This is a genomic window from Allosphingosinicella sp., assembly GCF_036387615.1.
In the GTDB taxonomy this organism is placed as follows: domain Bacteria; phylum Pseudomonadota; class Alphaproteobacteria; order Sphingomonadales; family Sphingomonadaceae; genus Allosphingosinicella.
In genome coordinates this window covers 17,087-31,408 of record NZ_DASVTH010000063.1, presented here as the reverse complement: position 1 = coordinate 31,408, position 14,322 = coordinate 17,087, and the positions used below count along the sequence as shown (strand labels likewise).

Sequence of the window (14,322 nt, the reverse complement as noted above, 5' to 3'; positions counted from 1 at the left end):
TCCTGATTGCATTAGGCCACCGGCTCGGCGGCGAGGCTCGCCCGGAGGAACTCACCGGCCAGCATTGCGGCTTCTGGAATGATGGTGTGGCCGACGTCCGGAAACACTCGGCTCTCCACGGCGACGCCCGACGCTTCTAGGACGGTTCGCGCCTGTTCGAGTTCCTCGACAGGGACGACCGTGTCCGCTGCTCCGTGAAGCAGCAGCAGCCTGGTCCCTCGAGCCGGATCGTGTGGAGGAGGGGTGCCGAGACGACCAGCAAAGGCCACGCCTACAGCGACCGGAAGCCGTCCCGTCGCTACCACGTCGAGGAGCATCATCGAGCCTTGGGAAAAGCCGACCAGGGCGACCCGGTCCACACGGTCGGCGAAGCCATGCTTCTCGATCTCGCCCCGGACCACCCGGTCAAAAGCGGGCCGAGCCGCGGCAATACGTTCAGCGCGGTTCTGCTCCGTCACTCCGGAAATGCTGAACCACTGTCGCCCCGCGCCCTGGTCGAATGCGAAAGGCGCATCAGGCGCGACGAAGGCGCTGTCCGGCAGCGTCTCGCGCCAGGCGTGGGCGAGGGCCATCATGTTCTGGCCGTTGCTGCCGACGCCGTGCAGCAGGATGATGAGGCTGTCGGCCTCGTTTTCACGGTTCATCTGGATTGCTACTTTCTCAACTGCCGCGTTCCCCCTGCCGATCGACACGGCAGCAGCGGAATCACGGCTATTTCACCATGCCGAACGGGTCGGGCACTTTGTGCTGGTTCGCGTTGTTCCAGAAATTCTGGAGGACGAACCCGTACTCCGGGAGGTTCTGGATGAAGGGCTCGAGCATCGCGTTGGCGGAGGGGAGTTTCCAGTCGGCCTGCAGCTCGCAGGCGAGCGCGAAGGTCGTGACGAGCTCCGCGCCCGCTCCGGCCATCCGCGACATCGCCGCGTCCGCTTCGTAGCGATTCCAGGCGCCGCATGCGTCGACGGCCGGAAAAACCTTGTAGCCGTCGTTGAGCATCGAGAGCGTCGGCATGGCGCAGCAGGTGCCGATCGTGACCCCGGCGATGATGACGTGCGTGCGACCGGTCTTCGCGACCAGTTCCTCGAAAGCCGCTCGAAAGGTCGGATCCTCATAGGCGTTGATGATGCCGGTGCGGCGATAGATGGGCTCGTCCGGGAAGAGGTCCTTGAGCTCCGGGAGCGTGTCCCCGTTCTGCCATTGCGCGTTCGATGAGCTGATGAGGACCGGGATGCCGAGCGCCTTCGCCGTCCGTCCCAGGCCGATCACGTTGCTTTTGAGCTCCGCGAGCGACGAGACGTCGCGAGCGCCTGCCATCAGGCCGATCTGGTGATCGATTAGGAGTACAATGCTGTTCCCCGGCGTCGGTTTGTCATGTCCGAACCGGCCGGCGGAGATTGCCTCGGCGGCAGGCGTCTTGTTGGGAAGGACGGAGTCGGTGATCGGGCTGACGATGTCCGCCGGCCGGGCGCCTGAGCTGTCATTGGTCATCGGATTTCTCCTGGTTCGCGAGCTTAGGGGGCACGCAAGGTGATCGACGTTCCCCACGGGTCGCGCAGCGACATGCTCGCGGAGTTTCGAGCGGCTGGCGAAAGGGCCGGGAGCCGTGAGCGCACCGCCTCGAGGACGCTCGGCTCAGCAAGGATCTCGACATCTGCAAGACCCGTCGCGCCGTCTGAACGCACGGGGGCCCCTTGGCTGTTCCACACGTTGGTCGCCAGTTGATGGTGGTAGCCGCCCGAGCCGTAGAAGCTGCCGCCAGGGTAGCGGCAGGTGATGTCGAGCCCGAGCAGATCCGCGTAGAAAGATTCTGCGGCCTTGATCTCGCCCACCTGGAGGTGGACATGACCGACGACCCCGCCGCTCGGGAAGCCGAACCAGGTACGGCCAGCACCGGCGTCGACGACATCCCGCAGGTCAAGCCGCTCGCTCGGCATGTCGATCATCCCATCTGAACGCGGCCAGTCGGCGCTCGGCCGATCGGTGTAGATTTCGATGCCGTTCCCCTCCGGGTCCGTCAGGTAGACCGCCTCGCTGACAAGATGGTCGGAGGCGCCGAGCAGCCGGAGCCGCTGCTGCGCCGCATAGGCCACCCATGCGCCAAGATCCGCCCGCTCGGGGAGGAGAAAGGCGGTGTGAAACAGGCCGGCCTCGCGCGGGGAGCGAGCGCGTGCGTCCGGATCATGCCTGAGCTCCAGGAGCGCTGCCGCCTCGGTGCCGAAGAGGGCGCTACGGCGATCCTGCTCGATTAGCTTCAGCCCCAGCGCCTGCTGGTAGAAGCGCGACATGGAGGCGAGGTCTCGCACCGTGAGAGCTACCCTGCCGATCTTGAGCGGCGCGTTGGCAAGCACCGGATCGACCCTCGCAGCGGGCTGAACCTTCGGATCGGCAAGACTAGCTGAGGTGGAGGTCGACATTGGATTTCCCCGGACAGGTTTTCGCGGCGCCGCCCAAAGCAGTTACGCTTCGGGCGGCACTAGACCGCGGTTAGTGGATGAGCCTGAAGCCGCTGTTCGGGCCGTAGCCCTGGAAGAAGCCGAGCTTGATGTTGAGTAAGGCGAACGGCTCGAGCAGCCGCGCCGCGGCCAGCGCACCGGCGTCGACCGGGTCGAAGCCGAGCTGCTTGACGAGGGTCAGGACCAGGGCCTTGGCGTCCGCGTCATCGGCGGCAACGAGACCGGCGAGCTGCTCGTCGTTGATCCGGCCACCGTTCATCGCGCTGGCGAACGCGGTGTTGAACGCCTTCACCACCTTGCTCTGGGGCAGCTTCTTCTGAAGCTCCTCGGCTCCGCTCGTGCTGAACCCGAGGGCGAGCTCATAGTCTGGCGTGAGGGCATTGGTGGCGTCGACGACGACCTTGCCCGACACGGAGTCGCCGAGCTCGTTAACAGTATTGTCGATCTCGCCGAACGGAACGGCCAGGATCACGATCTCCGCGAACTCGCCTGCGTCACGGACAGCGCCCGGTTCGCGGCCGACGGTACGGACCTCATGGCCGTTTCGGGAGAGGCCGGCTTCGAGCGCGGAGCCGACATTGCCTTTGCCGATGATTGCGATCTTCATTGTATGTCTCCTGAGAGAGGGGGTGGATGCTGGTTCAGGCGCGGCTTCGGCCGTCGAGGCTGAGACGCCCCGCGCCGAAGGCGATCGCCTGGAGAAGGCCGCCTGCGATGGCGACGTTCTTGAAGAAGTGAATGAACTGGTTCTGGTCGCCGAGCGCCGAGTGGAAGAAGATGGCGGTGGCCAGGCTGAACAGGGCGAGCGCGCCGGCGGCGAGCTTGGTCCGATAGCCAAACACGAGCAGGAGTCCGCCGAGCAGCTCCACAGCGATTGCGACCGCCCACAGCGACGCTCGCGAACGGCAGCCCGGCGGACTGGATGTAGCCGGCGGTGCCGACCGGATCGGCAAGCTTTGAGGCGCCGCTCAGCAGGAAGATGCCTGCGAGGAGCACTCGTCCCCCCGTGGCGGCGAAATCGGCACCGGTCGAAACAGACCTGGGTGCATGTGCGGCGATGGAATTCATGGTCGTGACCTCCTGTTTCCGAACGTTGCCGGGTTGCAGGAGCGAGATAGGGCGTCGGCACGTTCTGGTTTAGACGACAAATCCCATTTGAAATGTTCGACATTGTAGAACGGAACAGATAGAATCGGAACATGCCGACGGTAGGCGCCCCAACTCTCGATCAGCTCCAAACCTTCCTTGCGGTGGTCGACGAAGGCAGCTTCGTCGGGGCCGCGCGGAGGCTGAACCGGGCGGTGTCCGCGATCAGCTATGCGGTCTCCAATCTGGAGGCTCAGCTCGGTCTGGTGCTGCTCGATCGCGAAGGCTCGCGCAAACCGGTGCTCACCGAGGCCGGCCATGCGCTTTTGGCGGATGCACGGCTGATCGCCGCGGATCTTCAGGCGCTCAGGGCCCGGGCACTGGCGCTTCACAGCGGCCTCGAGCCGGAAGTGTCGCTGGCGCTCGACGTCATGATCCCGCTGGATCGAGTCGCCGGATTGCTCCGTGAGTTTCAGGAGGTGTTCCCCACCGTCACGCTCCGGCTACACGTCGAGGCACTTGGCGGCGTCGCAGCGCTTCTTCTGGACGGGCGTGCACATCTTGGCATCAGCGGCCCCGCCGTGAGCGAGCATCCCGACCTGGAGCGCTCCGACGCCGGCTCGTTGAAGCTGGTGCCGGTCGCTTCGCCCGATCATCCTCTCGCCCGTGCCAGGACCCTCGCGCCCGGCGCCGCCCGCGGCCATCTTCAGCTCGTCCTGACCGACCGCTCCAATCTGACCGAAGGGCGCGATTTCACGGTTGCGAGTCCGAGAACATGGCGGCTGGCCGACCTCGGGGCCAAGCTGGAGCTGCTGCGCGAGGGGATAGGCTGGGGGAACATGCCCGTCGGCATGATTGAGGAGGACCTGGCTCAGGGACGTCTGGTCGAGCTGCCGATGGGGGACATGAGCGCTCCTTACCCCTTGTCGGCTCTATGGCGTCGCGACCGGCCGCCTGGCAAAGCGACCAATTGGCTCCTCCGCGCCCTGGTCCGAACGCTAAAAGCCGATCCGGAGTCGTGACTGCCGCGTAGCGGGTGCACCGGACTCCCGCATGCGGCGGGCCTGACTCCCCGCGTCGGCGCGTGCGGCCCGGGCGGAGCCTGCGCCCGAGGAGGCATGTCTCGTCCCCACCGTAACGGCGCGGCCAACACCACAGGACGAACCAGCCCTTGACTCATATATCAGTAATTGCTAAATTAGACTTCGATCATGGAGAATGTCGTGCAGGTGAACTTCCTCGCGGATTTCGGACGACAGGCCGGGGAGGCTGTGGCCTTGCTCAAGGCAATGGCCAACGAAGCTCGCCTTCTGGTGCTCTGCCACTTGGCGGAGAGTGGAGAGCTGTCCGTCGGTGCGCTGGTCGATCGAGTGGGACTGAGCCAGTCGGCGCTCTCGCAGCATCTCGCGAAGCTGCGGGAAGAGGGCCTCGTCACGACCCGCAAGGAAGCGCAGACGGTCTATTACAGCGTCTGCGACCCGAAGGCGGCTCAGCTGCTCGCGCTTCTCCACGATCTCTTCTGCCCGGAGCTCGGGCGGGAGGAAACGACCGAGACGAGCAGGAGCTGATGATGAACATCGATACGAACCTCTCCCGGGCCGCCGGACAGGTGCAGGCCGTGCTGCGCGGCGAAATTCGCGCGCCGCACGTGAAAGCCTTCTTCGACGAGCCCACGTTCACCGCGAGCTACGTGGTGCACGATCCGGCGACCAGAGTGGCCGCGATCATCGACAGCGTGCTCGACTTCGACCACGCCTCGGGCCGCACCAGCTTCGAATCCGCGGACAAGATCATCGCCATCGTAGAGCAGGAGCGACTCACGGTCGAATGGGTGCTCGAGACCCACGCCCATGCCGATCACCTTTCGGCCGCGCCCTACCTTCAGGAAAAGCTGGGAGGTAAGCTGGTGATCGGCGCCGGGATTGCCACCGTGCAGGACGTGTTCGGCAAGATTTTCAACGAGGGCACGCGCTTCGCCCGCGACGGGTCGCAGTTCGACGAGCTGCTAATCGATGGCGACACTTTGATGATCGGCGGTATCCCGCTGATCGCGCTTCACGTTCCGGGCCACACGCCGGCGGACATGGCCTATGTCATCGGCGACGCGGTGTTCACCGGCGACACGATGTTCATGCCCGACTATGGCTCCGCCCGCGCCGACTTCCCCGGAGGCGATGCACGCCAGCTCTACCGCTCGGTCCGCCGGCTCATGAGGCTCCCCGACGAGAGCCGCGTCTTCCTGTGCCACGACTACAAGGCGCCGAACCGTGAGGACTATGTCTGGGAGACCACCATGCTCGCTGAGCGCACCGGCAACGTCCATGTGCACGAAGGCGTCAGCGAGGACGATTTCGTCGACATGCGCACCCAGCGCGATGCGACGCTCGCGATGCCGAAGCTCATCCTGCCGTCGATCCAGGTCAACATGCGGGGCGGGCGGATGCCCGAACCCGAAGAAAATGGGGTGAGCTACCTGAAGCTCCCCTTGAACCAGCTCTAAGCGAGAGGACAAAGATGGACCCCTTGACGCCATTCGTGGCGATCGCCGGCGGCTTGCTCATCGGCAGCGCCGCCGGCCTCTTCCTGCTGCTGACCGGACGCATTGCCGGCGTGAGCGGAATGACCGCAATCGCCACCCGTATTGGATCGGGCGGGACGCCGCGCTCGCAAGCCGCAGCGTTCCTGATCGGCCTGCCGCTCGGGACTGCGCTCGTCGCTTTGTTTGTCCGCCAGCCCGAGGTCGCCGTCACCTCGTCGGTGCCGCTGCTGATCATTGCCGGCCTGCTCGTCGGCTTCGGCACCAGGCTCGGCAACGGCTGTACCAGCGGCCACGGCGTCTGCGGCATCGCTCGTCTCTCGCCGCGATCGCTCGCGGCGACCGCCATCTTCATGGCGAGTGCCGCCGCGACCGTTTTCCTCGCCCGGCACGTGATCGGAGGATAAGATGCGCAACATCGTTCCCGGCCTGGTCGCCGGCCTTATCTTCGGCGCGGGCCTTGCTCTGTCCGACATGACCAATCCGGCGCGTGTCCAGGCATTCCTCGACATCGCTGGTGCCTGGGATCCCACGCTCCTGTTCGTGCTCGCGGCCGCGATCCTGCCGTCGTCCGTCGCCTACCTCGTCCGTGGCCGATTGGATCGCCCGCTGCTCGAGAGCCGCTTCTCGATCCCGGAAGCCCGGTCGCTCGACGGCCCGCTGGTGGCCGGCGCTGCCCTGTTCGGCATCGGCTGGGGACTTGTCGGTCTGTGCCCGGGCCCGGCCCTCGCAGGACTCGTCCTCGGCGCCTGGCAGCCGTGGCTCTTCGTCGCTGCGATGCTGGGCGGAATGGCCCTGCACAATCTCACGCTCTCACCTTTCACCCGCTGACCATCGGAGACGATCATGGACCTCAACCATCTCAGCCCTACCTTTGCGACCGCGCCGCAGCTTCAGCCGGCCGATATCGGCCAACTCGCCGCGGCCGGATTCAAGGGCATCATCAACAACCGGCCCGACGAGGAAGGGCCGGACCAGCCCCGTTCCGAGGAGCTCGAGGCCGAAGCGAAGCGTCATGGCCTCGTTTACCGGCACATTCCGGTGGTTCCGGGCCAGGCGACCGATGCCGACGCGCGCGCCTTTGCCGCCGCCCTCGCGGGGGCCGGCGGTCCGGTCGTCGCCTTCTGCAGGACCGGGAACCGTGCGGCGTCCCTCTGGAAGGCTGCGCAGCAGGCTTCCTGACGCCTCCTCACGGTTCCGCTCGGAGATCATCATGCTCGACACCATCCAATATCTGCTTGGCGCCGGCTCCGGCGTCCTTGTCGGCTTCGTGCTCGGCCTCGTCGGCGGCGGCGGCTCGATCCTCGCAGTGCCGCTGATGGTGTACCTGGTTGGCGTGCCGAACCCGCATGTCGCGATCGGCACCAGCGCGCTCGCGGTCGCGGTAAATGCCGCGACCGGTCTCGCCAATCATGCCCGCGGTGGGACGGTGAAATGGCGTTGCGCGCTGATGTTCGCCGGGGCCGGCGTGGGCGGCGCCTTTGCCGGGTCGACGGCCGGTAAATCCTTCGACGGGCAGCGGCTGCTTTTCCTGTTCGCGATCGTCATGGTCGTCGTAGGGATCATGATGCTGCGGGGTCGCGGCAAGGCGGGCAACCCCGATGCCGCGTGCCATCGCGAGAATGCGCCCAAGGTCCTCGGCTACGGCATCGGCACAGGAGCCTTTTCCGGGTTCTTCGGGATCGGCGGCGGCTTTCTCATCGTGCCCGGCTTGGTCGCCTCGACCGGCATGCCGATGATCAATGCGATCGGATCGTCTCTCGTTGCGGTCACCGCCTTCGGCCTTACGACGGCTGCGAACTATGCGCTGGACGGCCTGGTCGACTGGCCGCTCGCGTTCGTCTTCATCGGCGGCGGTGTCGCCGGCGGCTTCCTCGGGGCCCGCCTGGCCGCGCGTCTGTCGGAGACACGCGGTCGCCTCACGATCATCTTTGCCGGCCTGATCTTCGTGGTCGCCGCTTACATGCTCTGGAAGAGCTATGCGGCAACCTTCTGACGAGCGGTTGCCGGTGAGTTTCAGCTAGTGGACGTCCGCTTCCCGGATGGATGACACCGGCCAAGGACGTCAGCTTCTGGCAAATTGCGATGGTAAGCAGGCGGGGGCGTCGTAGCTGGACGCGGGTCCATCACTATTCTGGATGATCGCTCGCGCTGTAGAACATGGGATTTCTCAGCCATAAGTTGACGGCGGATTCCCGCCAGCCGGCGCATCGGGCAGCGATGCGAACCTGCTTCGGGAAAGTCCCGTCGCCGATCTTCCTGTAGAGTGTCGATCGGCTAAGGCCGGTGCGCTCTAGAACGGTCTTGAGGCGGATGATGCGCTCTTCTCTGTTCGCCATGTCCTGCTCCTGGGTCCGGGAAGCTTTCGGACTGCAGGAGCCTTTCTGCGATGTCGCAGCGCAAGGGGGGGACATTCGGGATTCCTTTAGGACGTAGTCTAGTGCGTCGGGCGGGCCTGTTCGCTGCGCCCCCCCCCCCGACGGCCCGGAGGCGGAGTTCAACGCAATGGGGAGGGGCTCCCTCGCGCTTCGGACGCGAGTCGCGGCTGGCCCCGTCGTCCGCGAGGGCTCGGCGCCTGCCCTGGCGGCTCGTCGAAGCCGTGCTAGTTTACGGCCATGCCGGGCAGTCCGACCTCAGAAGTGGAAGCCGCCATACGGAACACGATCGCAGCGGCCCGCGCCGCGGAGCGGGAAGGGGGCTGGATCACCTACCTCGCGCGGGATCCCCGGCGGGTAGACCTGAAAGGAAATCCCGGTTGGCCATTCTATGTCGGCCAGTCGAAGGAATACGGGAAGCGCGTTCGAAACCATCTCCGCACGTCTGAGAAGCTGGCGCAGGCGCACGACTCTGTCAGGAAACGGATCAGGCAGATCCTTCACGATGGGCACGTGCCGATCTTCGAGGTGCTCGAGCGCCAGCCGACCCGGCTTCTGTCGCTTGTCTCCGAAACCAACTTCGCGAGGGCGTGCCGCAGGCGCGGCTATGACATCGCCAATCTCCGGCGCCTTCAGAACGAAGCCGGGCCGTCCATTACCAGGCACGACATACCCACGGACTGGCTTTGGGAATTCAGCCTCGAGGAGGCGATGGCTGACGGGATCGGGATCCGCCTCGCCTGTACGGCTTGCGGAGAGGTCCTCATGATCGACGCCGTCCGCTTCCGGCAGCTGGACGCCGCGCCGAAGGATCTCCGGGAGATCAAGAACGATCCTTTGTGGCTCGCCGAACCCTGCACCTCCTGCGGGCGGCGCGGCAGCCGGTTCGTCGACTTGGAGGTGCCCTGAGTTCGGCCGGGTGCGCGACTAAGCGGCGCCTGGAGGAGAGGAGGCGGTCACCGGACGAGCGACGGGTGCGGAGAGGCCGCACCGGCTCTTAACTTCCTGTAGAGCGTCGAGCGGCTGAGCCCTGTGCGCTCCAGGACAGCGCTGATCCGAAGGATCCGCTCCGGTTTGCCACTCGACATCGCCAGCTCCTGAAACGAGGTGCCACGTCCTGGGCACGCTCCTAACAGGCGCGGCCACTGCCGCTGCGCAAGGGTGCCGGGTGCGGGATTCCGCCGAGGTGAAGGTTCGTGCGCCGAAGAGGGAACAGCGGGGGAAGGCGCCTCGCGTTGGGTCCAGGATCTACCTTGCGGTCCGTGCTGCTGACATGTTCGACCCCCGACTCGCCTGTTGTTCCCGAGCGGGCGGCAGATCAGGCGAGTAGAACAGCTCCGGCGGTCCCGCCGATCGCCAGCACCAGCGGAGTGCGGAGCTTGCTCTTCCAGCTGTAGAGGATGACCAGCGCCACCGCGAAGATGGCTGCGCCGACGAGCAGGTTGGGAGTACGCTCGGCCGTGGTCCGGCCGAGATCGAGCAGGGCGACGGCGATCAGCCCCACCACCCCGGCCGCAACGCCGGCGAGGAACGTGTGCAGCCGCTCGTGCTCGGCGACCGCTTCGAGCCGCTCGTAGAAAGTCAAGGAGAAGGCGAATGCCGGCAGGAACATGCCTGCCGTGATGGCGAGCGCACCTGCCGGTCCGCCGCATATCCAGCCGACGAAGGTCGAGAAGATGACCAGCGGCGCCGGCAGGATGCCCGAGAGCCCGAGACCGTCGAGGAACTGGCCGTCGCTCATCCAGCCTCTGCCGACGGTATCGTTGCGGATGAACGGAATGGCCGTGTACGCGCCGCCGAAGGTCAGCAATCCGCCCTTCAGTCCCGCCCAGAACAGCATTCCCGCTGGGGGCAGCTTCGCGCGTCACGCGGAGCGTTTCCGGACCGATTCCCGAACGCATCAGCATGAACGTCGCCACGAGCGCCGCCGCGACCACGATCGAAGCCAGGACATAGCTTGTCCGGGCGAGCACCGCATAGGCTGCTCCGGCCGTGGGCAGGACGATCCAGAAGCTCACGCCAATGAGGGATGCCGCGGCGGCGGCGGCGGCGATCGCCCATAGCCAAGGCTCGAGCAGGATATGCTCGCCGATCCGGTGCACGGCCCCGCAGGATGATAGCGAGAGAACCGCCACCTGGACGCCGAGGAACATCGCGCCGAGGATCGTCCCTTGGATGGGGAGGCGCGTGTACAGCCACGCCAGGGCGAGCATCAGGATGAAGCCGGGCAGCATGAAGCCCAGCCCCGCAAGCAGGCCGCCGATGCGACCCTTGGCACGGACGCCGAGATGGACGCACAGCTCGTGCGCCTCCGGCCCCGGCAGCACCTGCATGACGGCCAGCAGCTTGTTGAATCGGTCGCTGGAAATCCACCGCTCGTCATCGACGAGCTCGCGGCGGATCATCGCGATCTGCGCCACGGGTCCGCCGAACGCCATCGCTCCGAAGCGCAGGAAGCGCAGGAACAATCCCGCGTAGCTGAGCTCCGGGGGCTCAGGATCACTCCGATCGGGTAACGTAGATGCCATGGCGGTGCACAAATCACGAAGCCGGCTTGAGGTCCACCGACGAGCGGACGGCGGCCGCAAAAGCCCCAGCATGGCCGTCAGGGACCGCGACCCGGATTGATAAAGGATGGCGACCGGTCTACCCAAGCTTGGTGCACCTCGTCCGTCGGCCATGGCATGCGCTTCTCGGCGCTCTCCTCGCGATATTCATCGCGGCGCCCGCAACGGCGTGGGACATGCATGCGCTCGCGCACATCTCCGCTCCCGTCGCTGCGGACGAGCACCACCACCACGATGAAGACGGCGCAGTCGACGCGCACCACGCGCCGGCTGACCAGCCGGACGAAGATCAGGACGGCAGCGCCGGCCACGACCATATGCCGAGCCTCACCGCCGCCTGGACGGGAGTAACTTCCGAAGGTCCCGTGCTGGCGGCGCCATCGGCTGCGCTGATACCGCATGTCGCAAGCGTTGGCCGGCCGCCTCCAGACGCCGGTTCAGACCCGCAGATCCGACCCCCGCGCTCCGCCTGATCGGCCGCGGACGGCTGCCTCCGAACGAGGCGTCCGTCCTTCGTCGTCCAGCAGGAGCTTGTCATGCCCCCGTCACATCGAGGCCGCGCGTGCGGCCGAACGTTCATCATCCTTGCAGCGCTCGCGAGCGCCGGGCCGCTCGCCGCTGAGCCGCTGACCGAGTCCCAGGCGATCGAGCGCGCGCTGACGCAGCCCGAGCTTGGCGCTCTGGGCGATGCGAATCGCGCCGAGGCGGAGGCGCGGGTCTCCGGCGTTCGCCGGTTCGACAATCCAGAGGTCGAGGTCAGTCGGGAGAGCGTGTCCGGCGACGGCCGCGACGAGACGGAATGGCGGCTGGGGGTCGTCCAGCCGATCGACATCTCGGGCAGGCGGTCGCGGTTGCGCGCCGCGGCGCGCGCCGAGCTGGGCGCCGTAGAATATGATAGCGCGCGGCGCCGGCAGGAGCGGATTGGGCAGGTTCGGCGAGCCTATGCCTCCTGCGCCGCCGCGATTGAGAAGGTGCGGATCACCGCCGGGTTCGTCGAGCGGCTGCGGGAGGCCGAGCGAATCGTATCGGCGCGCGCCGGCACCGGTGACGCTGCGGTCTACGATCTGAGGCGGCTGCGCGTCGAGGCACGCACCGCGGAAGCGCGCACCGCGATTCAGGAGGGCGAGGTCCGGGCTGCCTGTGCGACACTTGCCGCGCTGACCGGAGACGCGGAAGCCCGTCCGACTGCATCGCTCGCATTGCTGGCCGCGAGCCTCCGGCCCGTTGCCTCGGCCGCGAATCGTCCTGACCTTGCGGCGCGGGAGCAGCGCCTGACGGCCGCGAGCGAGCAGGTGCGGGCAGCTGAGCGGGCGCGGCTCCCCGATTTGGCGGTCGGCGTTGGCCTCCTGCATGTCCAGTCCAGCGGGGGCTCCGCAACCGGGCCGGCGGTATCGCTTGGGATGCGGGTGCCGCTGTTCGACGGCGGCGGCCCGGCCATCGCCGAGGCGCGGGCGCGCCTTCGGGCGCGGGAGGCGGAACTTGGCCTTGCGAGGCGCGAGGTGGATGCTGCGGTAGCCGCGGCGGAAGCGAGAAGCAGGGCTGCCCTGGAAGCTGCCGAGCGGGCCCAGTCGGCAGCGGAGGATGCCCGCCGACTGGGACCTATTGCGGACGCTGCCTATCGTGGCGGCGAAGGCGGGGTGGTGGAGCTGGTCGATGCCTTCCGGGCGGCCAGAGACGCCGAACTGGAGATCGTCGATCATCTCGAGCGGGCGCTTCTTGCGCGCGTCGAGCTTGACCTTGCGCGAGGGGCGAACTGATGCGGAACATGATATCGAGCGCGATGGTCGCGCTGCTCCTGCTGGGGGGCTGTGGCTCAGGCGGCAGCGAGGTGAACGAGCAGGAAGAGGGCAAGGCGCCGGCGGTCGATGAGACTCGCGGCGCCGCGGTCGCAGTCACCCATTACAGCCCCACAAACGAGCTGTTCGTAGAATATCGTCCTCTGGTCGTCGGGGTGGCGACATCATTCGCGGCCCACATGTCATGGCTGCCCGATTATCGCGCCGTCAATGAGGGGGAGTTCAGCGTGGAGCTGGTTCGGCCGAACGGGACCGTCGAGCGGGTGACGACGGGCGTCTCCGACACGCCGGGCATCTTTCGGCCGGAGCTTACCCCGCGCGCGCCGGGCCCAGCGCGCCTGGTGCTGAGGCTCAACGCACGCGGACGCGTAAGCGTCCACGATCTGGGGCCGGTTCGTATCTTCGCGGCGCGGGGACAGGCGTTGGCGGCCAATCCCGAGCATGAGGATCCGCCGGGGCGGATCCCTTTCACGAAGGAGGCGCAGTGGCGGATCCCGTTTGCGGCGGCGCCTGCCGAGGTGCGGGCGCTGGAGGCGACGGTGCCGGTCACCGTTGACGTGCGCCTCGCGCCGGACGCCGAGGCTGTCGTGGCGGCCCCCGTCGCCGGCATATTGCGCATCGGCGGAAACGTGCCCGGGCCCGGCACGAGCGTGCGAGCGGGCCAGGTGCTGGCGACCATCTCGGCTCAGCTCGGCATCGGGGAGGACGTGGCGTCGCTGGATCTCGCCATCGCGCGCGCCCGGATCGACGTGCAGGCGGCGCAGCGCGAGGTATCGCGCATGAGCAGCCTTTTTCGTGCCGAAGCGGTGCCGCAGCGACGGCTCCAGGAAGCCCAGACAACGCTGCGGCTAGCCCAGGCAGAGCTTGGCGCCGCCACCCGCCGTCGCGGGGCGCTGGCAGGCGGCGGGGCAGGGGTCCCGCTGCTGGCGCCGATCTCCGGCCAGATACTCTCCTCCACTTTGATCCGAGGCGGCTCGGTCGCGGCAGGGACCGAGCTGATGCGCATCGGCAACGTCAACAGCCTTTGGCTGGTGGCGCATGTCCCCGAGGCCCAGGCCGGCGCTATCTCGGTGCCGTCGGGGCTCAGTCTCAACCGGGCCGGGGGCGTCGTGACTCTGGTCAACGGGCAGGACATCCGGCTCGTGCAGGGGCGCGGCGTGGTGGACCCGCGCACGCGGATGATGGACGTGATCTTCGCGTCCGGCGGCAGGGGACTGACGCCCGGACAGCGGATGCAAGGCCAACTGCGAACCGGCGTCGGACGCAACGTGCTCAGCGTTCCCGTCACCGCCGTGGTCAACGAAGGCGGGCAGAATGTCGTCTACGTCCAGGTGGAGGGCGAGTCGTTCGAGCGCCGGCTGGTCCAGACCGGCTTTCGAGGCGGCGACTTCGTCGAGATCACCGGGGACGTGCGCCAGGGCGAGCGCGTGGTGACCGTCGGCGCCGCATCGATCCGGGCCGCCGCGGCCTCACCCGCCAGCTTCGGCGAAGGCCACGCGCACTAGGAGC

18 protein-coding genes and 2 pseudogenes are annotated in these 14,322 nt (G+C 67.1%); 10 read left to right on the top strand and 10 right to left on the bottom strand.

Annotated elements, in window-relative coordinates; genetic code table 11:
• Positions 1 to 11: 11 nt before the first annotated feature.
• From VF631_RS14270 to VF631_RS14245, 6 genes and pseudogenes are all read right to left on the bottom strand, one after another.
• Positions 12 to 644 carry an alpha/beta hydrolase gene (locus tag VF631_RS14270; RefSeq protein ID WP_431850988.1) on the bottom strand — a complete coding sequence of 211 codons (633 nt, stop codon included), beginning with the start codon at positions 642 to 644 and terminating at the stop codon, positions 12 to 14.
• Between the two features lie 67 nt (positions 645 to 711).
• The gene (locus VF631_RS14265; RefSeq protein ID WP_431850987.1) at positions 712 to 1,488 is read right to left on the bottom strand and encodes an isochorismatase family protein; all 777 of its coding nucleotides are present in this window, start codon (positions 1,486 to 1,488) and stop codon (positions 712 to 714) included.
• A 23-nt stretch (positions 1,489 to 1,511) separates the two neighbouring features.
• Complete coding sequence (locus tag VF631_RS14260) at positions 1,512 to 2,414, bottom strand: VOC family protein (RefSeq protein WP_431850986.1); 903 nt, start codon at positions 2,412 to 2,414, stop codon at positions 1,512 to 1,514.
• Between the two features lie 70 nt (positions 2,415 to 2,484).
• Positions 2,485 to 3,060 (bottom strand): NADPH-dependent F420 reductase, encoded by a 576-nt coding sequence (locus tag VF631_RS14255; RefSeq protein ID WP_431850985.1) that lies wholly within the window; start codon positions 3,058 to 3,060, stop codon positions 2,485 to 2,487.
• A gap of 34 nt (positions 3,061 to 3,094) precedes the next feature.
• A complete protein-coding gene (locus VF631_RS14250; protein ID WP_431850984.1) occupies positions 3,095 to 3,295 on the bottom strand; it encodes a hypothetical protein in 201 nt (66 codons plus the stop codon).
• 106 nt (positions 3,296 to 3,401) lie between these two features.
• Positions 3,402 to 3,521 (bottom strand): annotated as a pseudogene (locus tag VF631_RS14245) (hypothetical protein); the annotation flags it as partial.
• A gap of 131 nt (positions 3,522 to 3,652) precedes the next feature.
• Between VF631_RS14245 and VF631_RS14240 the strand changes: the two are divergent.
• The 7 genes from VF631_RS14240 to VF631_RS14210 all read left to right on the top strand — a co-directional run bounded on the left by VF631_RS14240 (position 3,653) and on the right by VF631_RS14210 (position 8,071).
• Positions 3,653 to 4,561: a LysR family transcriptional regulator gene (locus VF631_RS14240; protein ID WP_431850983.1), complete on the top strand. Its 909-nt coding sequence runs from the start codon at positions 3,653 to 3,655 to the stop codon at positions 4,559 to 4,561.
• 189 nt (positions 4,562 to 4,750) lie between these two features.
• The gene (locus tag VF631_RS14235) at positions 4,751 to 5,107 is read left to right on the top strand and encodes an ArsR/SmtB family transcription factor (RefSeq protein WP_431850982.1); all 357 of its coding nucleotides are present in this window, start codon (positions 4,751 to 4,753) and stop codon (positions 5,105 to 5,107) included.
• Positions 5,107 to 6,039, top strand: a complete 933-nt coding sequence (locus VF631_RS14230) for an MBL fold metallo-hydrolase (protein WP_431850981.1) — start codon at positions 5,107 to 5,109, stop codon at positions 6,037 to 6,039. Before VF631_RS14235 ends, VF631_RS14230 begins: the two co-directional genes overlap by 1 nt.
• Before the next feature lie 14 nt (positions 6,040 to 6,053).
• Positions 6,054 to 6,482, top strand: a complete 429-nt coding sequence (locus VF631_RS14225; protein WP_431850980.1) for a YeeE/YedE family protein — start codon at positions 6,054 to 6,056, stop codon at positions 6,480 to 6,482.
• A gap of 1 nt (position 6,483) precedes the next feature.
• Positions 6,484 to 6,906 (top strand): DUF6691 family protein, encoded by a 423-nt coding sequence (locus VF631_RS14220; protein ID WP_431850979.1) that lies wholly within the window; start codon positions 6,484 to 6,486, stop codon positions 6,904 to 6,906.
• A 15-nt stretch (positions 6,907 to 6,921) separates the two neighbouring features.
• A complete protein-coding gene (locus tag VF631_RS14215; protein WP_431850978.1) occupies positions 6,922 to 7,257 on the top strand; it encodes a TIGR01244 family sulfur transferase in 336 nt (111 codons plus the stop codon).
• A gap of 31 nt (positions 7,258 to 7,288) precedes the next feature.
• Entirely contained in the window at positions 7,289 to 8,071 is a 783-nt protein-coding gene (locus VF631_RS14210; protein WP_431850977.1) for a sulfite exporter TauE/SafE family protein, read from the top strand.
• 133 nt (positions 8,072 to 8,204) lie between these two features.
• Here the strand turns inward: VF631_RS14210 and VF631_RS14205 are convergent, their stop codons facing one another.
• Positions 8,205 to 8,414 carry a helix-turn-helix transcriptional regulator gene (locus VF631_RS14205; protein WP_431850976.1) on the bottom strand — a complete coding sequence of 70 codons (210 nt, stop codon included), beginning with the start codon at positions 8,412 to 8,414 and terminating at the stop codon, positions 8,205 to 8,207.
• 300 nt (positions 8,415 to 8,714) lie between these two features.
• Here VF631_RS14205 and VF631_RS14200 point away from each other — a divergent pair, with 300 nt between their 5' ends.
• Positions 8,715 to 9,359, top strand: coding sequence for a hypothetical protein (locus VF631_RS14200; RefSeq protein WP_431850975.1), 645 nt, complete (start codon positions 8,715 to 8,717; stop codon positions 9,357 to 9,359).
• A gap of 409 nt (positions 9,360 to 9,768) precedes the next feature.
• Here VF631_RS14200 and VF631_RS14195 read toward each other — a convergent pair whose 3' ends face one another.
• The 3 genes and pseudogenes from VF631_RS14195 to VF631_RS14185 all read right to left on the bottom strand — a co-directional run bounded on the left by VF631_RS14195 (position 9,769) and on the right by VF631_RS14185 (position 11,334).
• Positions 9,769 to 10,290: a chromate transporter gene (locus tag VF631_RS14195; RefSeq protein WP_431850974.1), complete on the bottom strand. Its 522-nt coding sequence runs from the start codon at positions 10,288 to 10,290 to the stop codon at positions 9,769 to 9,771.
• A gap of 202 nt (positions 10,291 to 10,492) precedes the next feature.
• Positions 10,493 to 10,888 (bottom strand): annotated as a pseudogene (locus VF631_RS14190) (chromate transporter); the annotation flags it as partial.
• A 167-nt stretch (positions 10,889 to 11,055) separates the two neighbouring features.
• Complete coding sequence (locus VF631_RS14185; RefSeq protein WP_431850973.1) at positions 11,056 to 11,334, bottom strand: hypothetical protein; 279 nt, start codon at positions 11,332 to 11,334, stop codon at positions 11,056 to 11,058.
• Between the two features lie 219 nt (positions 11,335 to 11,553).
• Between VF631_RS14185 and VF631_RS14180 the strand changes: the two genes are divergently transcribed.
• The gene (locus VF631_RS14180; RefSeq protein ID WP_431850972.1) at positions 11,554 to 12,774 is read left to right on the top strand and encodes a TolC family protein; all 1,221 of its coding nucleotides are present in this window, start codon (positions 11,554 to 11,556) and stop codon (positions 12,772 to 12,774) included.
• Positions 12,774 to 14,318, top strand: coding sequence for an efflux RND transporter periplasmic adaptor subunit (locus tag VF631_RS14175; RefSeq protein WP_431850971.1), 1,545 nt, complete (start codon positions 12,774 to 12,776; stop codon positions 14,316 to 14,318). Before VF631_RS14180 ends, VF631_RS14175 begins: the two co-directional genes overlap by 1 nt.
• The last annotated feature ends 4 nt before the right edge of the window (positions 14,319 to 14,322 follow it).

Coding starts and splice junctions, on each gene's coding strand:
- VF631_RS14270 (WP_431850988.1), bottom strand. CDS start 644: ATGAACCGTGAAAACGAGGCCGACAGCCTCATCATCCTGCTGCACGGC.
- VF631_RS14265 (WP_431850987.1), bottom strand. CDS start 1,488: ATGACCAATGACAGCTCAGGCGCCCGGCCGGCGGACATCGTCAGCCCG.
- VF631_RS14260 (WP_431850986.1), bottom strand. CDS start 2,414: ATGTCGACCTCCACCTCAGCTAGTCTTGCCGATCCGAAGGTTCAGCCC.
- VF631_RS14255 (WP_431850985.1), bottom strand. CDS start 3,060: ATGAAGATCGCAATCATCGGCAAAGGCAATGTCGGCTCCGCGCTCGAA.
- VF631_RS14240 (WP_431850983.1), top strand. CDS start 3,653: ATGCCGACGGTAGGCGCCCCAACTCTCGATCAGCTCCAAACCTTCCTT.
- VF631_RS14235 (WP_431850982.1), top strand. CDS start 4,751: ATGGAGAATGTCGTGCAGGTGAACTTCCTCGCGGATTTCGGACGACAG.
- VF631_RS14230 (WP_431850981.1), top strand. CDS start 5,107: ATGATGAACATCGATACGAACCTCTCCCGGGCCGCCGGACAGGTGCAG.
- VF631_RS14225 (WP_431850980.1), top strand. CDS start 6,054: ATGGACCCCTTGACGCCATTCGTGGCGATCGCCGGCGGCTTGCTCATC.
- VF631_RS14220 (WP_431850979.1), top strand. CDS start 6,484: ATGCGCAACATCGTTCCCGGCCTGGTCGCCGGCCTTATCTTCGGCGCG.
- VF631_RS14215 (WP_431850978.1), top strand. CDS start 6,922: ATGGACCTCAACCATCTCAGCCCTACCTTTGCGACCGCGCCGCAGCTT.
- VF631_RS14210 (WP_431850977.1), top strand. CDS start 7,289: ATGCTCGACACCATCCAATATCTGCTTGGCGCCGGCTCCGGCGTCCTT.
- VF631_RS14205 (WP_431850976.1), bottom strand. CDS start 8,414: ATGGCGAACAGAGAAGAGCGCATCATCCGCCTCAAGACCGTTCTAGAG.
- VF631_RS14195 (WP_431850974.1), bottom strand. CDS start 10,290: ATGCTGTTCTGGGCGGGACTGAAGGGCGGATTGCTGACCTTCGGCGGC.
- VF631_RS14185 (WP_431850973.1), bottom strand. CDS start 11,334: ATGGTCGTGGCCGGCGCTGCCGTCCTGATCTTCGTCCGGCTGGTCAGC.
- VF631_RS14180 (WP_431850972.1), top strand. CDS start 11,554: ATGCCCCCGTCACATCGAGGCCGCGCGTGCGGCCGAACGTTCATCATC.
- VF631_RS14175 (WP_431850971.1), top strand. CDS start 12,774: ATGCGGAACATGATATCGAGCGCGATGGTCGCGCTGCTCCTGCTGGGG.